The following is a 20,290-nucleotide window of genomic DNA, read 5'->3' on the forward strand; positions in this document are numbered from 1 at the left end:
CAGATCCCGCCACGTCCCACCAGGGCGCGATGCCGAACCCCGGGGCGGCAGGCAGCCGAACGCCCCAAGCGTGTCGCGCTGCTCGCGCCCGGGGCGGCGCGTTGATGCCATCATGCGGGGGTGAATCGCGACGTGAGTGCGGAGGTGCGGGCCCGGGTCGACAACCTCCTGCACGGACTTGTGAAGTCCGGCGCGGAGAGCGGACTGCAAGTCGCGGCGTACGTGGACGGGGAGCAGCTCGTCTCGACGTGTGCGGGCACGTACGACCCGCCCGGGAGCCGGGCACAGGAGCCTGACGCTCCGGCCGCTCCGGCCGCTCCGGCCGCTTCGGCCGCTCCGGCCCCGCTCACGCCCGACACGCCGATCCACAGCTTCTCCACCGGCAAGGGCTTCATGGCCACGCTCGTGCACGTGCTCGCGGAGCGCGGCCTCATCGACTACGACACCCCGATCGCCCACTACTGGCCCGAGTTCGCCGCCCAGGGCAAGGACCGGGCGACCGTGCGCGACGCCCTGACGCACAGGATCGGCATCCCGCAGCTCCCGTCCGACATCACCCCGGCCGAGCTGTGCGACTGGGACACGATGTGCGCCGTCGTCGCGGACCTCGCACCGCTGTGGGAGCCCGGCTCGGACAGCGGCTACCACGGCTGGACCTTCGGCTGGATCCTCGGCGAGCCGGTGCGCCGCATTACCGGCCTCGCTCCGGCCGAGGCCCTTCGTACGTACGTGACGGAGCCGCTCGGCGTCGCGGACGAGCTGTACTTCGGCCTGCCCGAAGCGGAACTTCCCCGCGTCGCACCGCTCGTGGAGGGCAACTGGGCGGCCTGGCTGGAAGAGCTGCCCCCGTCCGTGCCCTTCCGCCGCCTCGTCGTACCGAACCGCAGCGTGTGGACCACCGCCGCCCTGGCCAACCGCCGCGACTACCTGCTCGCGGACACCCCGGCGGGCGGCACCACCACCGCACGCGCCGCCGCGCGCATGTACGCGGCACTCCTGGGTGAGGTCGACGGCGTACGCCTGATCTCACCGGAGCGCCTGGAGCAGGTCACCGCGGTCGCGGTCCAGGGCAAGGACCAGATGCTCCTCGGCCGCTTCGCCAAGGGGCTCGGTTACTTCCTGGGACTGCCCGAGATGGGCGGCGAGCGGACGGCCTTCGGCCACCACGGCAGCGGCGGCAGCATCGCCTTCGCCGACCGCGAACGCCGCCTGTCCTTCGCGCTCACCCGCACACGGCTGGTCGGCGGCGAGGCGGACCGGGCCGCGCGCCTGGTGGCGGACGAGATCCGGTCCCATGTGCCGAAGACGGCCATGCCGTAGGCCGCAGGGGCGCCCGGCCGGGTCGCGGACCCGCCGCAGGAGTTCTCTCCGGCGCCGGGACTGTGTGGGCAGCTCGCCCGCGAGTACACCGCGCACCCAGGCCAGTACGTTCGCGCCGACGTCATCGAGCCGAGCGGCGCCGAACGCGTTGTCTCCCTCACCACGGATACCCACCTGACGGCCCCGGACATGCTGGAGCGCCACCGGCTGATTGCCGCAGCAGATGTCAGGCGACAAGCTCAGTCTCAGCGGCTCTACGGCTGGACCTGGCTCAGCGCCCAGATCACCCAGATGAGCAGGATCAGCGGGAGCACGACAGCCGTCGTGCCGAGCGCGACACCCATGCGTGCCCGGAAGGGATCGGCACCTTCCCGGCTCCGCATCCCGCGCTGAGCGACGAGACCGGTGATGACCGCACCGATCGCCGCGGGCCCGAGGAGATACACGGCCCGCTTCGGCGTCGCGAAGTCGCCGACCGGCCGGATCATGGATCAGCTCGGTCCGTTCCTCGCGCTCCGGACCGGTCGCCCGTCACCACTGGTCGATGACTGGCGCGTCGGGTTCGTGCTGCCGCCACATCCCGGTGAGGCGGGTGAGCCGTTGCGCTGCGGCGAAGCCGTGCAGCGCTGCCACTTTGCCGTCGCTGATTTCGAACGCCGTGGCGCCCACGATCCGGTCGTCGAGCACGGCGAGCACGGCGGGCCAGCCGTTGACCTGCCCGATGTGGATGGTGGGCGAGCCGCCGACCAGGCGCCGCTTCGCGGGAGTGGATTTGAAGGCGGTCCGCATGACGGCGGCGACGCGCTCCGGGGTCTCGTAGCGCCACAGCCTTTTGGCGAGGCCCGCGCCGTCGGAGATCGCGGTCGCGTCGTCGGTGAGGAGCGCCACCAGCCGTTCCGTACGACCCGAGGAGGCGGCAGCGAGGAACTCCTCCAGGACCTTGCGCGCGGACGCGGGGTCGACCTCACCGCCGCCGCGGCGCGCGGCTGTGATCCGGCGCCGGGCCCGGTGGGCGTGCTGCTGGCTCGCGGACTGCGAGATGTCGAGGATCTGGGCGATCTCGGGGTGGGAGTAGGAGAACGCCTCGCGCAGGACGTAGACGGCCCGTTCGACCGGCGAGAGCCGCTCCATCAGGGTGAGGACGGCGAGGGACACCGATTCGCGCTGGGCGAAGGTGTCGGCGGGGCCGAGCATCGGGTCGCCGTCGAGGAGCGGCTCGGGCATCCACGCGCCGGCCGTGCGTTCGCGGCGCACCGGTGCCGAGCGGAGCCGGTCCAGGCACAGGTTGGTGACGACTTTGGTCAGCCACGCCTCCGGCACCTCGATCCGCTCCCGGTCGGCGGCGTGCCAGCGCAGGTACGTGTCCTGCACGATGTCCTCGGCGTCGGCTGCCGAGCCGAGCAGACGGTACGCGAGCGAGGCCAGCCGTGCCCGGCCGGCCTCGAAGCGATCAGCGACGGTGCTCTCCATGCGGATGACTCTATGCGGCGGCATTTTCGGGCGCGGCGGCAACGGCCTTGACGTCGGTGGCCGTTGTGCCGGCCGCCAGGCGGCGCTTGCGCTTCGGCATGCCGAAGGTCGGGTGCGCGATGCTCCACAGGCTGCCCTTGAGGATGGCGGCCTTCAGTCGCGTGGCCTTCCGGCCGCCCAGGAACCAGGACTTCGCCCGTACGTCGCCGTCGACCATCTGGAAGATCGCGTCGTGCCGCCCGAGGCTGATGTGGTTGCCGACGTAGGTCTTCTTGACGTGCGGAACCCGGCGTCCGGTCAGTCGTGCCACGATCGCGTCCGTCGCCTGCATGTTGGTGTGTCCTGCCGAGGCGCAGGACATCGGCAGTGGTCGGCCGTTGTCGCCGATCGCGTACGCGCTGTCGCCCGCGGCGTAGATGTCCGGGTGCGAGAGCGAGCGCATGGTGTCGTCGACGACGATCCGTCCGTCCTCGGTGACCTCGAGACCGGCGGCGGCCGCGATGGGGCCGACGGCGAACCCGGCCGTCCACACGGTCGCGTCGGCAGGGAAGGAGGTGCCGTCCGCACCGACCGCGTGCGTCGCCCCGACGGCTTCGATGCCGGTGTGCTCGTGGACGGTGATGCCCAGCCGGTCGAAGGCCTCGCGCAGGTGCAGTCCCGCGCCGGGGGAGAGCCAGGCTCCCAGCTCACCACGGGTGGCGAGCGCCACGGAGAGACCGGGGCGCGACTCGGCGATCTCGGTGGCGGTCTCGATGCCGGTCAGGCCACCGCCGACGACCAGCACGGTGCCGACGGTGCCCAGGCTGTCCAGGTGCGTGCGCAGCCGCAGCGCCGACGGCCGTCCCGCGACGTCGAAGGCGTGCTCGGCCACACCGGGGACACCGTGGTCGGCGGCCCGGCTGCCGAGCGTGTACAGCAGCGTGTCGTACCCGAGCTCGGCGTCACCGTCCGCACCCGTCACGGTGACGGTCCTGCACTCCGGGTCGATCGCGGTGACGCGCGCCACGCGCAGCCGTATCCCGGTGCCCGTGAAGACGTCGGCGAGCCGTCGGGGCGCGAGTTCCCGGCCCGCCGCGAGCTGGTGGTTGCGCATCCGCTCGACGAAGACCGGCTCGGCGTTGACGACGGTGATCTCGGTGTCGGCGGGCGAGAGGCGACGGGCCAGGCTCCCGGCGGCGAAGGCCCCGGCGTAACCGGCGCCGAGGACGAGGATGCGGTGCTTCATGGTGTGGCTCCTGTCTGAGTCGCTTGTCCCTTGAGCGGGACAGCACGGCGATTCCTGACAGGAGCGGGGTGTGAGGTGGGTCACTGGGCCGGGTGCGGGTGCGGGTGCGGGTGCGGGTACGGGTGGCCTGGTCGCCGTCGAGCCACCGTGGTGGAGGTGGGGCCCGCGATGTCGAGGTCGGTGCTCGGGGCACGGGCGCGGTCAAGGAGAAGGCCAGCGTTGCCCTCGCCTCGACCGAGTCCTTCGGGGGCCGGACCGACACCTTCGCGGACTCCCGCCTCAGGGCAGCCCCGGAGAGGCGGAACAGCCAGGCCGGGACCAGCCCTGAGGACCGGTCACTTGCGCCAGAACAGGTGGTGCGTCACGCCGCTCGGGCTGGGAACGACGTCCAGGTGGAACCGGTCGAGCAGCTCATCGGGGGACTCCCACAGCCGTACTCCGGACCCGAGCTTCACCGGCGAGACCGTCACATGCATGGTGTCGACGAGGTCGGCGTCGAGGAACTGCCGGATGGTGGTTGCCCCGCCGCCCAGGCGGACGTCCTTGCCCTGCGCCGCCTCCCGCGCCTGCTCGAGGACCGTGGCCGGGTCGCCGTCGACGAAGTGGAACGTGGTGTCGGACAGCGTGAACGAAGGACGCTTGTGGTGGGTCATGACGAACACCGGGGTGCGGAACGGGGGCTTGTCACCCCACCAGCCCTGCCACTCATGGTTGCGCCAGGGCCCACGCTGGGGCCCGAACTTGTTGCGGCCCATGATCTCGGCGCCGATGTTGCGGTCGTAGTCCCGCGTGAGGTAGTCGTCCAGGCCCCGGCTGCCCCCGGGGTCGGTGCGCATGGGCCAGCTCGCCGTGGCGCCGGCCCAGGCGAACAGCCGCTCGGGCTCGACATGACCGAATGGCCTCTCGAGGGTCTGGTCTTCACCGGCACCGATGCCGTCACTTGAGACGTTGAAGTTCTGGACTCTCAGCAGCTGAGCCATGTGTTCCTCCTGTGCTGTCGACAACGGAGGTGAGACTTGCCGGGCCGGTAAAACTCATCGCTGTGTCCGTGACCGGCCAGAGACTGGGCTGTCCGATGCCCCGATCTGTGAGGTTTACGCGATTTGGGCAAGCTTCTGCGGTGACGTCGTCCCTCATCGATCTCGCCTTGGCCGTCCGTGAGCCCGGAACACTCCCACGTCGGCCGGCGCGACGGCCCGTGCGGAAGCGAGGGTCACGGCGTCGGAAAACCCCCGCGTCCGCAGGGGTGTTCCGACTCGTGGCTCGCTTGGGGCCCGGCCCGCGCGGGTCGACGTAGAAGTAGCCTGATCATCATGACGACTGAGGACGAGGCGCTGGTCGGCGGCATGGCGAACGTCGGGGCGGTCTTCCGCCGGGGTGCCCTGGTGGAACGCCCGGCGTCGCGCAACGCACCCGCCCTGCACGCCTATCTCCATGCGCTGAAGGAGCGCGGATTCGAGGCGGCGCCGACCCCTGTAGGTCTCGCCGAGGAAGGCCGTGAGCAACTGACCTTCATCCCCGGCGACGTGGGTCTACCGCCGTACCCGGACTGGGTGATGACGAAGGCCGCCCTGGAATCGCTGGGGCGCTTGCTGCGGCGCCTGCATGAGGCCAGCGCGACCGTCACGGTCGAAACCAGCTCCAAGTGGCCGAGCGATCTCGCCGACCCGCAAGGGGGGGGACGATGCTGTGCCACAACGACGTGTGCCCGGACAACGTCGTCTTCCGCGGCGACCGTGCCGCTGCCCTGATCGATTTCGACATGGCAGCCCCGGGCCGTCCCCTCTGGGACGTCGCGATGACCGCCCGCTACTGGGCGCCCATGCTCGATCCCGCATCGGCAGCCGCTGTCTATCCCACCGGGCTGGATGTGCCCGCCCGGCTGCGGATCCTTGCCGACAGCTACGGCCTCTCGCCGCAGGACCGCGTCGAGTTGCCTGGCGTTGTCGAGCAGGCCACCGAGGTCTGCCGGGCCTTCGTCGCCCGGCGTGTGGCTGACGGTGACCCCGTCTATCTGCAGGCGCTGACCGAGCGCGGTGGATGGGAACGCTGGGACCGCGTGCAGACCTGGCTGGCGGACTGCCGCGAGACGTTCACAGGCGCCCTGCTGAACTGATTGAGGGCAGGTGGGTTGATCGATCCGCGAGTCTGGATCGTCACCGATCCATCCGAGAATTCCCCCAGTACGGCCAGTTACTGAGGCAACTGAGTGTGTCCGCAGTCGGCTTGGCGTGCGGATTTTTGAGTCGTCGCGCCCAGCAGCAGTGCTCGCGATGCGCCTCGCGCGGCTGACAGACTGCACAGATGATCGACAATCTTCCCGCTGGCCTGCGGGCCCGACACCTTACTGACGAAGACCATCTCCGCGTGCTCGCCGTGCTGGACACGTGGTGGGGTGGCCTGAAGGGGGAGGCAGGGGCGAAGGAACGCGCGCTGCTTCTGCCCCGGCTGTACTTCCAGCACTTCACCACCACCAGTTTTCTGCTCGAACACGACAGCGGAGAGATCGCCGCCTTCCTGGTCGGTTTCCGATCACAGACAGAGCCCGACACCGCTTATGTGCACTTCGTCGGCGTCGACCCGGCGCTGCACGGGCAAGGTGTCGGGCGTGCCCTCTACCGGGCCTTCTTCGAGCTCGCTCGGTCGCACGGGCGCCGTTACGTGCACTGCGTCACCAGCCCGGAGAACACTGCGTCGCAGGCATTCCACACCCGACTCGGCTTCACGGCCTCAGCCGTGAAGCCGGACTACGACGGCCCCGGATTCGACCGGGTGGCGTTCACCATCGACCTTTCCGCGGAGGCGGTGGCCATCCCCTGAAGCGTGCTGCACAAGGCCGTGTTCGGGCAGGTCAGGGTCCGTGTGCGCGGTCGTCTGTGCCTGATGCGAGGCCGTGTTTGCGCAGCGGGCGACAGGCTGTGGGGCGTGTGCCGAGAGTGCCTGGTGGGGATGGTGAAGAGCCGGTTTGTGATTCAGAATGATGGGATGGTCACGCTTGAGACTGCCCGTCTGATCCTCCGTCGCTGGCGTGAGGAAGACATCGCGCCCATGGCTGCCGTCAATGCCGACCCCGAGGTCATGCGGTGGATCCGTGACGGCAGTGTCCGTGACGAAGAGCAGACTCGCCGCGGGGTCCGGGCATGGGAGAGCGAGTGGGAGTCACAGGGCTTCGGTCTGTTCGCCGTGGAGGTCCGGTCCACTGGCGAGCTGGCCGGGTTCACCGGCCTTTCGGTGCCCCACTTCTTGCCGGAGGTACTGCCGGCGGTTGAGGTCGGCTGGCGGCTGGGACGTTCCCACTGGGGGCAGGGCTTGGCCACCGAGGCTGCTGCGGCCGCTGTACGGTTCGGGTTCGAAGAGCGAGGGCTGGAGCGGATCGTCAGCGTCACTCAAGTGGGCAACAACGCCTCCGAACGCATCATGGCCAAACTGGGGATGCATCCGGTCCGTGAGACCGTCCATCCCACCTGCGGTCGGCGCGTGCGCGTGTTCGAGTTGTCGTCGGACCAGTACGTCACCACCACTCGTTGACGGCGGCAACGAGGACGGCAGCCTTCGCGTGTTCGTAGGCGATCGGTGAGCGTTGTCCGAGGGCGGAGTGGCGGCGGACGGTGTTGTCAGCGGTGCAGCCATCGAAAGAGGTCGAGCCGGGCCGCACGCTCACTGTCCCAGGCCCTGCGGCCGGGCAGGCCCTAGGCCTGCCCGGCGAGGGGATGCCTGCACGTCTCGGCGCGGCGGAACTCACGGTTTGTGGGTTACCCAGAGCAGTTCCGCCGGCCAGCGGTGTGCCCAGTCGGGCGGGTCGGTTTCGTTGTAGCCGTTGGGTGTTCCGAGTTCGGGCCGCGGCTCGATGAGGTCGTCGATGATGAGACCCGCGCCGCGCAGGACCTTGACCCAGTCGCCGTAGGTGAGCTGATAGCTGGTCGCGCCGTCGCCTTCGGCGATGGTGTTCAGCCTGAAGTAGTCCTGCTGCAGCGTCGTGGTCACGCGGCTTGCGGCTTCGTCGTAGCAGGCTTCGAACCATGGGCTGGCGACGTTGAACACCAGGCGCCCACCGCGGCGCAGGATGCGTGCGGCCTGCGGGACGGCCAGGTGCGGGGGCGCCCAGCTGAGCCCACCGAAGTCGCAGAACACCAGGTCGAAGCTGTCGGCGGCGAAGGGGAGTTGTTCGGCGGCGCCTTGCACCAGCGGGTAGCGGGCCGCTCCCATCGCGCGGGCCGCTGCGGCGAGTTGGGCTTCGGACAGGTCGAGCCCGACCACGGTGGCGCCCTCGGCGGCGAGCGCCCTGGACCACTGGCCGGCGCCGCAGCCGAGTTCGAGGACACGCTTGCCGGTGACGTCGCCCAGGGCGTGCAGGTGTGCGTCGGGGATGGAGTACATGCCCCACAGCCGGGGTGCGGCGCCGATTTGCGGGTCGTGCTCGTGCTGGTAGGCGTTGCTGATCTGGTTCCAGAGCCGCCGGTTGGCGGGGATGCTGTCCACGTGCCGACTCCAGCACTGCCTACCGGGGGTGGTCAACACGATTAGGGCGCTGCCCGGCCCTCGCCTCGGTCCGGCCCTGGCCCCGGGACGTGCCCTCAGGCGGGGACGAAGACGTCCTCGTCGGCCCCGTCGAGGATGAACCCGTTGTCGAAGCGGACCCGCACGCTCACGCGAGGCGCCCGTTCCTGGAATGCGGTCCACGCGGGTTTCAGCGAGCCGACCTTCTCTTCGAGCTGCCTCCTGCTCTCCGTGGGCATCTGGCCCCCGAAGGTGTCGAGCAGCGACTTGAGCCGCTCGTACTCGCGTACGTCGTCGCTCTCGTCCTGGTGGCCGACCACCTGCTCGACGGTCCCGCCGGTGCCCGCCGCCAGGGACAGGAACCCGACGACGACCCCCGACACCTCGGCCGAATCGGTCAGCGGGGTGTCGGCTGCCAGCACCACCCGCTGGCCTGCCTTGAGAGTCATCTGCTTCCCATCTCCCTTGTGTCGGCTACATCCGCTACATCCGCTACGTCCGCGCGGTGCAGGAACGCCTCGACGAGCCGGTCGGTGAAAGCCTGGTCGACGGGTTCCGCCGTCACCAGGACGCGGTGGTAGACCGGTCCCACGAGTTGGTCGATCTCCGCCGCCATGTCGAGTCCGGCGGCGAGCTGGCCGCGTTCCACCGCGCGTTCCAGCGGGAGTCGGTCGCGTCGGCGCTGTTCGTCGAGGTACCCGGACCGCAGGGCGGCGGCGAACGCGGGATCGTGCTGGGCGTGCCCGATGAGGGCCTTGAAGACGGCGCCCGCGTCGGACCGGGTAAGGAACAGGGCCAGTTGGCGCAGGTGGGCGCGCAGGTCCGGGGCCAGGTCGCCGTGGTCGGGCGGGGTCAGGGCTTCGGCCGCGTCCTGGAGGAAGGCGTCCAGGAGGATGTCGGTCTTGGTCCTCCACCAGCGGTAGACGGTCTGCTTGGCGACGCCCGCCCGGGCGGCGATGCCCTCGATGGTGACGCCGGTGAAGCCCTTCTCGACCAAGAGGTCGTCGGCCGCCTCCAGCACCGCCTGCCGGGCCTGTTCGCTGCGGCCGTGCCTGTTGCCGTGGTGGCGTGCCGCCGGTTCCGGCCCGGCCGCCGCGGCGGCTGTACTTCCTCGTTCCATGTCTGCCTCCTGGGGGCCAGAGTAGGCCAGAACCTCTAGACGCTACGCAACGGTGCGTCTAGCCTAGGTTTCATGGCACCCACCAACACCCTCGAAGACCCCCGCGTCGCCTCCGCCCTCGACCGGATGTTCCGGCATGCCGAGCAGGACGAGGTGACCAGCAGGCGGGCCCGGGCGGCGTGGCCCCAAGGTTCCGCGCCCCTCGGCCCGCAGGAGCAGGCCGACGTCAACGCGGAGGTGTACATGCCGATTTCCGCGCAGGGCGGCCGCCTCCTCTACAACCTGATTCGGGCCACCCACCCCGCCGCCGTCGTCGAGTTCGGCACGTCCTTCGGCATCTCCACGCTCCATCTCGCCGCCGCGGTGCGCGACAACGGGAAGGGACGGGTGATCAGTACGGAACTGAGCGCCGCCAAGGCCGCTGCCGCCCGCCGGACGTTCGCCGAGACGGGTCTTGACGACCTGATCACCGTCCTCGAAGGAGATGCCCGCGATACCCTCGCCGCAGTCACCGGCTCCGCGGACTTCGTCCTCCTCGACGGCTGGAAGGACCTGTGCCTGCCCGTCCTGCGGCTCCTCGAACCACGCCTCGCGCCCGGCACCCTCGTCGTCGCCGACGACGTCGACCTGGAAGACCTCGCGCCCTACCTCGGCTACGTCCGTGACCCCCGGAACGGCTACCAGAGCGTCACGTTCCCCGTGGAGGACGGAATGGAGATCAGCTGCCGCCTCTAGACCTGTGTGACGTCGTGGTCAGTTGTGGGTATCGCCTTCTGACCGCCCGCGCCGAGCAGACAGACTTGTCGCTGGTCAGCGCTGATTCCACCATGGTCCGCGCCCGCCACGACGCCGCCGGGACGCGCGTTAGCAAGCACCTCATGGACGCTCTGGAAGAAGCTGCCATAGAGCAGGAAGCAGCCCGAAAAAAGGAGGCGGCCACAAGGAACAGAACGGCTACGAGGAACAGAACGGACAGGCCGAGCGTCGGCGCCGACGAGGGCTCCGCCTGAAGGAAGCCCCGCCCGGCAGGTCCCGGGGCGGGCCGACCAGCACAATTCATCTCGCCGCGGACAAGGCCTACTCGTCTCGCGGCAACCGCTCCTACCTGCGCAGACGCGGCATCAAGGTAGTCACTCCCGAGAAGAAGGACCAGGCCGCCCACCGGAAGAAGGAAGAAGAAGGCCCCCGAGGCGGCTGGCCCATCACCTACGACGCCGACCTCCACACAGAGCGGAACACCGTCGAGCGCCTGATCAACAAGCTGAGAGACGCCCTAGGATCCCTGGATGATCGACGACACCTTCCGGCTCACCGTCCTGGGGTCCGCGACGCCGTACGCGAGCGTGGACAATCCGTGCTCCGGCTACCTCGTCTCCAGCGGCGGCACCCGGATCTGGGTGGACGCCGGCAGCGGGACGCTCGCGCAGCTGCAGCGCCACACCCACCTCGGCGAACTCGACGCGATCTGGATCTCCCACCTGCACGCCGACCATAGCGCGGACCTGCTGACCGCCTACTACGCGGCGCTCTACGCGGACCTCCGACTCACCGCGCCCATCCCCCTGTACGGCCCGCCGGGCACCGCCGACCGCCTGGCACACTTCCTGACCAACGGCCCGGTGCGCAGCCCCGTCGAGTCCGCCTTCGCCGTCCACGAGCTGCACGACGGGCATCAAGTACGGCTGGGCCAGCTGATGTTGACGAGCGGGGCCGTGCAGCACGGCATGCCGGCCTTCGGCGTACGTATCGAGGCCGCGGGCCGTTCATTGGCCTACTCTGGGGACACCGCACCGTGCGCGGCCCTCACCCGGCTGGCCGCGGGCTGCGACGTACTGCTGTGCGAGGCCGAGTCCAACGAGGCGCCGACCGAGGGCGATCAGGTGCACCACACGCCCGAGGACGCCGGCGATACGGCGAGCGCGGCGCGGGCGGGCCGACTGATCGTCACGCATGTCGGCCGGTTCCTCAGCCCGGAGCAGGCGGTGGCGCGGGCTTCGGGGCGGTTCGGAGGGCCGGTCGACTACGCGGCGCCTGGGGCGACGTTCGCGGTCGGCTAGGCCGCTTCGATGAGCTCCCAGGCGGGGTACTGGACGCCCGCCAGACGCTCTTCGTAGGCGCCCTGGGTCCCGCGTGCAGCGATGATCTCGTAACTGGAGACGTGTGCGCAGAGTCGCAGCAGGGCCGACGGCCACGATCGCCGTGTCCATGGAAGATGACGCTAAAGCTTGCCCCGTACCTGCATGGCGACCAAGCCGCGCTGGCCGGCGATGCGTGCGAACCTCAACCTGGGGCACACTCAGCCGCTACTGCCCGAGCGGGTGCTTCGACCGGAGGGTCGTATGGGAGTAGGCGCAGAAGCCGTTGTGGCCCTCTGCGCGGTCGTGATCGCGGTTGCGTCGCTCGTCGTCTCTGTCTACGAGGCGCGTGTCGCGCGGCAGCACAACCGTCAGTCGGTTCGCCCGCTCCTGCAGTTGCATCGGACCTGGCAGCAAGGACGCCGGGCGGGGATCCTGCTCACCAACGTTGGACTCGGACCGGCGGTCATCGTCAGGACCACCGTGACCGTCGACGGCGAGCTGATCGGTTCGTGGGACAAGGCCACTGCTGACAATGTGCGCGACAGGCTGCCCGCCCGCCCCTCCGCCGTGACGTTCAGCGCGGATGAAGTCATCGCCATCAGCTATGAGCAGTTCTTGCTCAGTGTCGCCAGCTATGACCCTCAAGCCGATGCCGGGTTCGAAGAGTTGGCCAACCGGCGGCTCACCCTCGAGATCCGTTATGAGTCCCTGTACGGCGGAGAGAACTTCCAAGTCGTCCTCCATACGCATCGTTGAGGCCGTCACACACAGCCAAGACCGCCCGTAAGCCACACCGCGGGTGCAATGATCACGATGTGGCTGGTACGAACACGGCGTCGGAGCCGCCCTGGATTGGTCCGTTCGCCGGGCTGGGCCCGTGCCGCTGGAGGACCGGGTGCTGCTGGTCGCGGCTTACCGACGCACAAACTTGACGATGCGCCAGCTCGCCCCGCTGTTCGGGGTCTCCAAGTCGGCCGCCGACAACCGCGATGACTGCAAGGCGTGGGCGGAATCCGGAGCCAAAGCCGCCATCGGAAAGACCATGACGATCGCCGACGGCGGCCATCCCGGCACCGGACTCCTCATGCCTCAGCCGGTGAGACCCGCCGACCGGCCCTCACCACTCGCGCGGTGGGGGCCGACTGGCGGGTCTCGAACCCGCCGTCCTACTCAGTGCGGAGCGCCGTGGCGGTTCGTGCCCTGGCGGCCCAGCTGGCGGGCAGGAGCGCGCCCAGGGTGGCGATGAGCAGGCCGCCGAGTGCGAGCGAGAGGAGTTCGGGTGCGTGGTAGACGGCGATGACGGAGTCGGGGAGGCGGAGTCCCACGCTGTCGCCCATGGCGGGGAAGACCTTGCCGTGCAGGGCTACGCCGAGCGGCACGCCCAGCGCGCCCGCGGCAAGGCCGGTCACGACGACTGAGGTGAGGACCATCGCGACGGTCTGCCGGGGAGTCATGCCGAGCGCCTTGTGGACACCGATCTCCCGGACGCGTTCACGAGTGTCGAGCAGCACGCCGTTGAGCACACCGAGCGCGGCGACGGCGACGAGCATCAGGGTGAGGATCGCGGACAGTGCGTTGAGTGTGGCGACCATGTCGCTGCCGGCGTCGAGCCCGCCCGCCTGAGCGGTGACTCCGAGGGCTGCCAGGTCCTTGTTCAGCGTGTCGACGTAACCGGTCACGTCGGTGCCTGGCGTGACCGCGACGTGATGGCTGGTCTCCGTCAGGTGGGGATGGGCGGCCGTGAGGGTGGAGGCGTCGGTGAAGACCTGCATGCCGTCGTTGCGGGGGTCGAGGACCTCGCCGACGATGCGGACCGTGACCGCCTCGGCCAGGCCGTTGAGGGTGACGGTGTCGCCGATGCGGGTGCCGGTCGCGGCCAGGAAGGGGGTCGGGACCACGGCCTCGCCGGGTCTGTCGAGCCAGCGGCCCGAGACCATTGTGTAGCCGCCCCAGGAAGCGTCGCCGGTGAAGGCGATCACGTCGGTGGTGCCGTTCAGCCCGGACACGGTCGCCCGTACCGTCGCGGCACGGTAGTACTTCTCGGTTCCGGCGGCGTCCTTGATGGCTGCGGTGACCGCGGCGGGATCGGTCTTGGGCTGCTTGTCGGGGCCAGGGCCGGGACCGGTTCCGGGGCCGAGGCCTTGGGGACCGAGGTCCGGCAGGGGCGCGGGCACGACCACGTCGGCGGCGTCGTGGGCCTTGGCTTTCATCACCTGGCCGAGCGAGGCGCCCATCCCCACGGTGAAGGTGACGGCGATGGTGCCGAACAGGATCGCCGTGCCCATGGCCAGCGCGCGGGCAGGTCGCGCGAAGGGCCGGGTCAGCCCGAGGGCGACCGGCTGCGGCAACGGCAGCCGTCCGGCCAGGCGGACCGCCCACCGGCCGTGCCCCGCCGAAGAGTTGCGCCCCACGGCGAGCGCTTCGATCGTACGCAGCCGCCCGGCCCGCCAGGCACTGCCCCACGCGGTCGCCGCCACCAGGCCGAGCACCCCGGCGATCACCGCCAGGTCGACCCAGGGGGCGATGGCGAGGGACGAGGTGCCGTAGACCTCCTCGGTCTCGGCCAGTACGGGGACGGCGAGCAGGTGACCGGCGAGGACACCGAGGGCCGTTCCGGCGGCGGCAGGGATCAGCGCCTGGCCCACGTAGGCCCGCACGACCTGGGCGGGGGTGAAACCGATGGTCTTGAGGATGCCGATGCGGCGTGTTCCCGTGCCCACGGCCGACGCGACGACGTTGCCGACGATGAGCACCGACATGACCAGGCCCAGGGCGCCGAACGCGATGAGGAACGGGACATAGAGGGCGGTGTCGCGCTCGGCGGTCTTCCTGACGGTGAGCCATGACTGTTCGCCGACGGCTGCTCGGGGCGGCAGGGATCGGGTCACGGCCTCGGCGCCCGCGGTGATCTGCGCGGCGGTGCCTGCGTCGGCGAAGCGGTACAGCATCTGGTAGCCGCCGGTGCCGGGCGCGGTGAGCGCCGGCATCTGGGACGGAACCACCCACGCGTCGGCGGTCTGAGTGACCGAGCGGGCCACACCGACGACCGTGAGTTCCGGATCCCCGGGCAGATCGGGGAAGGCGAGCTTCGCCCCCATCGTCGGGATGATCGAGGAGTTGGCGGACACCACGATCTCGCCGGAGCGCGTGGGCCACCGCCCGTCGATCAGCGACACCTCGTCCACGTCCCGGCCGGGATCTCCCCGGCCGACTACAGTCACCGGCCACCCGGGGCTCGCCCCGTCGGACTGCGGGGTGACCGTCGCTGTACGGAAAGGCCCGGCCGCACTGCTCACCCCTTCGGTGTCCTTGGACTTCGACAACTGCCCGGCACGCGCCTTGCCCGCGTCGAACTGCACGGACAGATGCGCGCCGTGCTGCTTGGCGAAGGTGTCGTCGAAGGGCGCGCCGGACACCACGAGCAGGGATCCGCCGAGGACGGACGCGGCCACCGCCATCATCGTGGCGAGCCCGATCACCAGCGTCTGTACCCGGCGCCGTCCCACCCCCGAGCGCACCACCTTGCCGAGCGCGCTCACCGGGCGGCCTGCGATGTGACGGTCTGCGAGGTGACGGCCTGCGACCGGATGTCGCCAGTGATCCGGCCATCGGCGATCCGGACCGTACGGTTCGTGCAGGACCGGGCCAGAGCCAGGTCGTGAGTGACCACGACGATGGTCTGGCCCTCGGCATTGAGTTCGGTGAGCAGCCTGCTGACGTCCTGTCCGGCGGCCGTGTCCAGGGCGCCGGTCGGTTCGTCGGCCAGGAGGAGTGCCGGCCGGTTCATCAACGCCCGTGCCACCGCGACGCGTTGCCGCTCGCCGCCGGACAGCCGCCCCGGGTAGGCACGGGCGCGCCGGTCAAGGCCCAGCAGCCCGAGGAGTTCCGCCGCCCGGCGATCTGCCGCGCCCCGTGCCATACCCGCGAGACGCGCGGGCAGGACGACATTGCCGGTGACGGTCAGATCGTCGAGCAGGTTGAAGAATTGGAAGACCATGCCGATCTTCGACCGCCGGTAGCGCGCCGATCCGGCTTCGCCAAGCCGGTCCACCCGCACCCCGTCCACAGTGACGGTTCCCGTATCGGGCCGGTCCAGGCCCGCGATCAGATTGAGCAGCGTGGACTTGCCACTGCCGGAAGGGCCGAGGACCGCGACGGCCTCGCCGGGCCGCACGGTCAGTGACACCTCGTGCAGAGCGGGCGGACCGTCGTCGTATCGACGGCTCACCTCGCACAGTTCGATCACCGGCATGGTCATGAAAGGCTCCCTGGGTACGGGCAGTTGGCTCCGTGAACGCTATGGGCGGGCCCAGCCCGCACGCGTCGCCCGCTCGAACCCCTTGCGGTACCGCGCTGGGACGATCACCGTGAACGTCATCCCTGCGATGTAGGCGGGTGATGTAGCCGCCGCGACGGAAACGACCACGGAGGCGGACTCCGCAGGTCCGCACGGCGGCGACAATGAGCCGGTGACGGACATACGGACGACGCTGGAGCGCATGCGGGAAGCCGCCCGCAGGACGGCCCGCGACGCCAGGCTGCCGAGCGGCCCACCGCTGCGACCCACCCGGCGCGCCTGGCAGTTCGACATGCTGGTGGCACTGACACTCGGAATCGCCACCGTCTACTACGGCATCGACAACGCCGACAACGTCGTCGTGCGCCAGATCGCACCCGGCGTCGAGTACGTCATGGCACGTCCCTCCGGCCCCGGCGGCCTCGCCTTCATGGTGACCCTCGCGGCCATCGCCTCGGGCGCCCTGGCGCTACGCCGCCGCCACCCGCTCGCCGTGCTGTGCATCGTGACGGCCGCGACCCTGGCGACACCGCAGAGCGTCCTCAGGCTGACCTTCTACGCGTTCGTCATCGCCGTCTACAGCGCCGCCGTGTACAGCCCGTACCGGGTGGCGACCCTGGCAGCGCTGCCGGTGGCGGTCGTCCTGGTCGGCACCTCGGGGAACTCGGTGACACCGATCGTCCCCAACGAGTACATCGCCCTGCTGATCCTGGTCCCGATGGCCGTCGCCGCCGTCGGTCTGCGCACCTGGAAACTCCGTACCGACGAGGGCCGTACCCGGCTCTCCGCTCTGGAACGCGAACAGGCCGAGGCGCTGCGCCGGGCCGTCGAGCACGAACGGGCCAGGATCGCCCGCGAACTGCACGACGTCGTCACGCACAATGTCAGCGTGATGATCATCCAAGCGGGCGCCGCCCGCAAGATCATGAAAACCTCCCCGGACCAGGCGAGCGAGGCGCTGCTCGCTGCCGAAGCGGGCGGGCGGGCCGCCATGACCGAACTGCGCCACGTCATGGGACTGCTCACCATGACCGACCAGGACGCGGGGACGGACGGCGGTGCAGCCCTGGCCGACACGGCGGCGGACCTGGCCCCGCAACCCGGCCTGGACCAGCTGGAAACACTGGTCGGACGGGTCCGGGACACCGGGCTGCCCGTCGACCTGACCGTGACAGGACCGCCCCGCCCCCTCCCGCCCGGCCTCGAACTCGCTGCCTACCGCGTGGTCCAGGAAGCCCTGACCAACACCGTGAAGCACGCGTCCGGCGCCTCCGCCGCCGTGACCGTCGAATACGCCCCGCGGTGGCTTCGGGTGGAGGTGGTTGATAGTGGTGGTGATGCGGGTGTGGCTACGGGAAGCGGTCGGGGTCTGATCGGTCTGCGTGAGCGCCTCGCCGTTCATGATGGATCTCTCAGCGCTGGCCGGTGTTTGACGGGTGGTTACCGTGTGGAGGCGCTGATCCCCTTGGAGGCGCTGATCCCTTTGGAGGCATCGTGACGGAACCGCTGCGTGTACTCCTTGCCGATGACCAGACTCTGGTCCGCACCGGGTTCGGGCTGATCCTCGGTGCCGACGGCATTGACGTCGTGGCCGAGGCGACGAATGGAACGGAAGCGGTCGAAGCGGCTCGGCGTACGCGTCCCGATGTGGTTCTGATGGACGTGCGGATGCCTGAGATGGACGGCTTGGAGGCCACCCGTCGCATCCTCGGCGTCCCTGGGACTCCCCACTCTGGTGGGGCGGGACAGACTCCCTTCTCCGGCCCGCCCCGCGTGATCATTCTGACGACGTTTGATCTTGATCGGTATGTCTACGCGGCGTTGTCGGCCGGGGCCAGCGGCTTTCTCCTCAAGGACGTCACCCCTGAGCAGCTGACGACGGCTGTCCGTACGGTCCGTACTGGTGATGCTCTGCTGGCTCCTGCGATTACTCGTCGTTTGGTGGGGCGGTTTGCTCGGGGTGGTGGTGGGGGTGTTGTTGTGCATCGTGATCTGGGTTTGCTGACGGCGCGGGAGTTGGAGGTTTTGGGTTTGTTGGCGCGGGGTCTGAGTAATGCTGAGTTGGCTGCTGGGCTGTGTGTGGCGGAGGCGACGGTGAAGACGCATGTGGCGCGGATTCTGGGGAAGCTGGGGCTGCGTGACCGGGTTCAGGCGGTCATTGTCGCGTATGAGACGGGGCTGGTGAGTGCTGGTGAGGGGGAGGAGGTTGAGCGGTCCGCCGGGCAGTTGTGAAGTGCGGGTGGTTCGCTCTGTTGGGCGGTTGTGAGGGGCGGGTGGTTTATTTTGTGTCCGGTCGGGGCTGGAGGCCGAGCAGGATGTGCTGGATGAGTTCGGCGCTGTGTCTGACTGCGTCGTTGCCGAAGCCCATATCCTTGGGCAGGTACTCCCGCTGAATTCCGGTGTGCAGTACGTACAGGATCCCGCACAGCACATCCCGGTCAGGCAACGCCTTGCGACCAGGGTGTCGGAAGCGCCGTTCGCGCTGCGGCAGCAGCGGCTTGACACGGTCCCACAGCTCATCCGGCACGATCCACGGCGACGTCTCCACACCGGACGGAACGCTCAACTCCTCACGTAGGCACGGTCAGCAGCAGCGATCCAGCTCATTGTGTTAGCCGCTGTAAGTGACCTCGGCTGTTTGCTCACAGGCTCGGGGTTGAGGGGACGAGAGCGGCGCAGAAGTTGGCTCCACGAGGTGCGCCTGATCCACCGCGCACCGGCATGAGTGGGCGACACTCAAAGCGGAGTGTCCACGGAACGAGCGCCAGAGCCCTCAGACACTGACATGCAGATGGCAGGACGTCAGGTTGCGGGTCAGCTCTCTCGGTGCTTCATGTGGGTGATGCGGGCTGTTGCGCTGCGGTGAGCAGGCGACACTGGATGGCCTGTTCCCTGACTCTGCCATCCCTGCCGGGCTCTACCCGATACAAACAAGCCTGAGGCGTTCGTGTCACACAGTCCGTCGGCAGACCGCCCGTGAAGAGGGCGCCGACGCCATCCTCGACTGCCCATCCGGTGAGATGCTGCGGCGGGGCGGTCGACAGCCTGGCAGATCGTGCCCGAGGCGGTGGCGAAGTCGGTGATCGGTGGCTTTCCCCGCCGCGCCCCCGACTCAGAAGCAACCCTCTCCTGACCAATCCCTGCCAAGAGACGTACGCATGGGTCAGTGAGCTGCCTAATCTGCCGGATGGCAGCCGAGTCTCTCCACAACCAGTGCCGTGTCTTTCTGCGTCTGTTGTTCGTGTGCCTTGCCACTTGTGGCAGGGCGCGATCCGGCAGGTCCTGCCGTACGAGGACGTGCAGGACGTGCCGTGTCGCCGTCGCTCGCCCCGGGCAGCCGTGCTGCCATCCGTACCAAGGAGACGTTCGTGCCCGAGATCCCCTGCACCCTCGTCGGCCTGCCCCGGCCCGACGGCGCGCGCCTGGCTCTCTACCTGCATGGGCCGAACGACCCTGACCTGGTGATCGTCCTGGCCCACGGATGGCAGGCGACCTCCGCCATCTGGGACAAGACCGTGGAACAGCTGAACCGCCCGTCCACCCTCATCGTGCGCTATGACCAGCGCGGACACGGCCGCTCCACCACCGGCACCGCACGGCCGGCGATGTCGCTGCTGGCCGACGACATCCAGGCCGTCATCGCCGCCACCGCGCCCGGGGACGTACCGGTCATCCTCGTCGGCCACTCCATGGGGGGTGCCGCGGTTCTCACGCTGGCCGCTTCCCGCCCCCGCCTCTTCGGGGAGAAGGTGATCGCGGCTCTGCTCGTGGCCACCAGCGGTGGCGGCCTCGACCTCGCTGCCGCCGGGTTTCCGCTGCGGACGCGGCTGGTCGGCCTGCTGCGCCACGCCATGGCCAGCCTGTGCATTCACGCCCCCGGCGTGGCGTTGCGCCTGCACAACCTCTGGCAGCCGCGGCTGAGCACACAGCCCCCCATGGATGTCGCCGGGCGGTGGTTCAAAGCACTGATGCGCCACGACGCCACCGAGCTGGGGGCCTTGCAGCGGGTCCCGGTGCACATCCTGGTGGGGGAGGAGGACCCCACGGTTCCGCCCGTCCACTCACACCGCCTGGCCGAGCAGGTCCCCACCGCTGAACTGCACGTCGTCCCGCGAGGCTGTCATCGTCTGCCCACCCGGCACTCGTCAGTCGTCGTGTCGGCGATCGAGCGCACCTGCTCCGACGCCCTCCGAGGGTCCGGCAGCCGACTGCCCGTGGACAAGACCGACGGCCCCGCGACCGGCCTGGGCCCGGCCGCGGTCCACACACCGCTGGCGTGACGC

The 20,290-nt window shown here is 69.7% G+C and carries 18 protein-coding genes and 4 pseudogenes; 12 read left to right on the forward strand and 10 right to left on the reverse strand.

Translation table 11 applies throughout. The features are described from left to right. The first annotated feature begins 120 nt into the window (after window positions 1-120). Window positions 121-1,320, forward strand: a complete 1,200-nt coding sequence (locus IE274_RS21290) for a serine hydrolase domain-containing protein (RefSeq protein WP_190117418.1) — start codon at window positions 121-123, stop codon at window positions 1,318-1,320. 254 nt (window positions 1,321-1,574) lie between these two features. On the opposite strand, the gene IE274_RS21295 is transcribed toward IE274_RS21290, so the two are convergent. From IE274_RS21295 to IE274_RS21310, 4 genes are all read right to left on the reverse strand, one after another. Beyond that, window positions 1,575-1,808 (reverse strand): hypothetical protein, encoded by a 234-nt coding sequence (locus tag IE274_RS21295; protein ID WP_190117419.1) that lies wholly within the window; start codon window positions 1,806-1,808, stop codon window positions 1,575-1,577. 43 nt (window positions 1,809-1,851) lie between these two features. After that, window positions 1,852-2,790: a sigma-70 family RNA polymerase sigma factor gene (locus tag IE274_RS21300; RefSeq protein WP_190117420.1), complete on the reverse strand. Its 939-nt coding sequence runs from the start codon at window positions 2,788-2,790 to the stop codon at window positions 1,852-1,854. 10 nt (window positions 2,791-2,800) lie between these two features. Then, window positions 2,801-4,015 (reverse strand): NAD(P)/FAD-dependent oxidoreductase, encoded by a 1,215-nt coding sequence (locus IE274_RS21305; RefSeq protein ID WP_190117421.1) that lies wholly within the window; start codon window positions 4,013-4,015, stop codon window positions 2,801-2,803. Between the two features lie 335 nt (window positions 4,016-4,350). Continuing rightward, window positions 4,351-4,995 (reverse strand): dihydrofolate reductase family protein, encoded by a 645-nt coding sequence (locus IE274_RS21310; RefSeq protein WP_190117422.1) that lies wholly within the window; start codon window positions 4,993-4,995, stop codon window positions 4,351-4,353. Window positions 4,996-5,328: 333 nt separating this feature from the next. On the opposite strand from IE274_RS21310, the pseudogene IE274_RS21315 reads away from it, so the two are divergent. From IE274_RS21315 to IE274_RS21325, 3 genes and pseudogenes are all read left to right on the forward strand, one after another. Next, window positions 5,329-6,131: pseudogene (locus IE274_RS21315) on the forward strand (phosphotransferase). Window positions 6,132-6,319: 188 nt separating this feature from the next. Then, on the forward strand, window positions 6,320-6,835 hold the full coding sequence (locus tag IE274_RS21320) for a GNAT family N-acetyltransferase (RefSeq protein WP_190117423.1): 516 nt from the start codon (window positions 6,320-6,322) through the stop codon (window positions 6,833-6,835). 165 nt (window positions 6,836-7,000) lie between these two features. Beyond that, on the forward strand, window positions 7,001-7,543 hold the full coding sequence (locus IE274_RS21325) for a GNAT family N-acetyltransferase (RefSeq protein WP_190117424.1): 543 nt from the start codon (window positions 7,001-7,003) through the stop codon (window positions 7,541-7,543). A 210-nt stretch (window positions 7,544-7,753) separates the two neighbouring features. Here IE274_RS21325 and IE274_RS21330 read toward each other — a convergent pair whose 3' ends face one another. The 3 genes from IE274_RS21330 to IE274_RS21340 all read right to left on the reverse strand — a co-directional run bounded on the left by IE274_RS21330 (window position 7,754) and on the right by IE274_RS21340 (window position 9,632). Continuing rightward, window positions 7,754-8,494, reverse strand: coding sequence for a class I SAM-dependent methyltransferase (locus tag IE274_RS21330; RefSeq protein ID WP_190117425.1), 741 nt, complete (start codon window positions 8,492-8,494; stop codon window positions 7,754-7,756). A gap of 95 nt (window positions 8,495-8,589) precedes the next feature. Then, on the reverse strand, window positions 8,590-8,961 hold the full coding sequence (locus IE274_RS21335; protein WP_190117426.1) for a hypothetical protein: 372 nt from the start codon (window positions 8,959-8,961) through the stop codon (window positions 8,590-8,592). Next, entirely contained in the window at window positions 8,958-9,632 is a 675-nt protein-coding gene (locus tag IE274_RS21340; RefSeq protein WP_190117427.1) for a TetR/AcrR family transcriptional regulator, read from the reverse strand. Before IE274_RS21340 ends, IE274_RS21335 begins: the two co-directional genes overlap by 4 nt. A gap of 72 nt (window positions 9,633-9,704) precedes the next feature. On the opposite strand from IE274_RS21340, the gene IE274_RS21345 reads away from it, so the two are divergent. The 5 genes and pseudogenes from IE274_RS21345 to IE274_RS21365 form a co-directional block, all read left to right on the forward strand. Beyond that, window positions 9,705-10,367, forward strand: a complete 663-nt coding sequence (locus IE274_RS21345) for an O-methyltransferase (protein ID WP_190117428.1) — start codon at window positions 9,705-9,707, stop codon at window positions 10,365-10,367. 44 nt (window positions 10,368-10,411) lie between these two features. Beyond that, window positions 10,412-10,899 (forward strand): annotated as a pseudogene (locus tag IE274_RS21350) (hypothetical protein); the annotation flags it as partial. A gap of 19 nt (window positions 10,900-10,918) precedes the next feature. Beyond that, window positions 10,919-11,689 (forward strand): MBL fold metallo-hydrolase, encoded by a 771-nt coding sequence (locus IE274_RS21355; RefSeq protein WP_190117429.1) that lies wholly within the window; start codon window positions 10,919-10,921, stop codon window positions 11,687-11,689. Between the two features lie 183 nt (window positions 11,690-11,872). Then, the gene (locus tag IE274_RS21360; protein ID WP_229909698.1) at window positions 11,873-12,466 is read left to right on the forward strand and encodes a DUF8453 domain-containing protein; all 594 of its coding nucleotides are present in this window, start codon (window positions 11,873-11,875) and stop codon (window positions 12,464-12,466) included. 59 nt (window positions 12,467-12,525) lie between these two features. Continuing rightward, window positions 12,526-12,800 (forward strand): annotated as a pseudogene (locus IE274_RS21365) (helix-turn-helix domain-containing protein); the annotation flags it as partial. A 76-nt stretch (window positions 12,801-12,876) separates the two neighbouring features. Here IE274_RS21365 and IE274_RS21370 read toward each other — a convergent pair. Both IE274_RS21370 and IE274_RS21375 read right to left on the reverse strand, forming a co-directional pair. After that, entirely contained in the window at window positions 12,877-15,249 is a 2,373-nt protein-coding gene (locus IE274_RS21370) for an ABC transporter permease (protein WP_190117430.1), read from the reverse strand. Beyond that, window positions 15,246-15,968: an ABC transporter ATP-binding protein gene (locus IE274_RS21375; RefSeq protein WP_190117431.1), complete on the reverse strand. Its 723-nt coding sequence runs from the start codon at window positions 15,966-15,968 to the stop codon at window positions 15,246-15,248. Before IE274_RS21375 ends, IE274_RS21370 begins: the two co-directional genes overlap by 4 nt. Window positions 15,969-16,209: 241 nt before the next feature. On the opposite strand from IE274_RS21375, the gene IE274_RS21380 reads away from it, so the two are divergent. Together IE274_RS21380 and IE274_RS21385 are read left to right on the forward strand one after the other, a co-directional pair. Further along, entirely contained in the window at window positions 16,210-17,505 is a 1,296-nt protein-coding gene (locus tag IE274_RS21380; protein WP_190117489.1) for a sensor histidine kinase, read from the forward strand. Further along, a complete protein-coding gene (locus tag IE274_RS21385) occupies window positions 17,502-18,239 on the forward strand; it encodes a response regulator (RefSeq protein ID WP_190117432.1) in 738 nt (245 codons plus the stop codon). The genes IE274_RS21380 and IE274_RS21385 overlap by 4 nt, the downstream gene beginning before the upstream one ends. Before the next feature lie 121 nt (window positions 18,240-18,360). Here the strand turns inward: IE274_RS21385 and IE274_RS21390 are convergent. After that, window positions 18,361-18,573 (reverse strand): annotated as a pseudogene (locus tag IE274_RS21390) (transposase); the annotation flags it as partial. A gap of 802 nt (window positions 18,574-19,375) precedes the next feature. Here IE274_RS21390 and IE274_RS21395 point away from each other — a divergent pair. Then, on the forward strand, window positions 19,376-20,287 hold the full coding sequence (locus tag IE274_RS21395; protein ID WP_190117433.1) for an alpha/beta fold hydrolase: 912 nt from the start codon (window positions 19,376-19,378) through the stop codon (window positions 20,285-20,287). The last annotated feature ends 3 nt before the right edge of the window (window positions 20,288-20,290 follow it).

The organism is Streptomyces flavofungini (assembly GCF_014650815.1).
Lineage (GTDB): Bacteria > Actinomycetota > Actinomycetes > Streptomycetales > Streptomycetaceae > Streptomyces > Streptomyces flavofungini.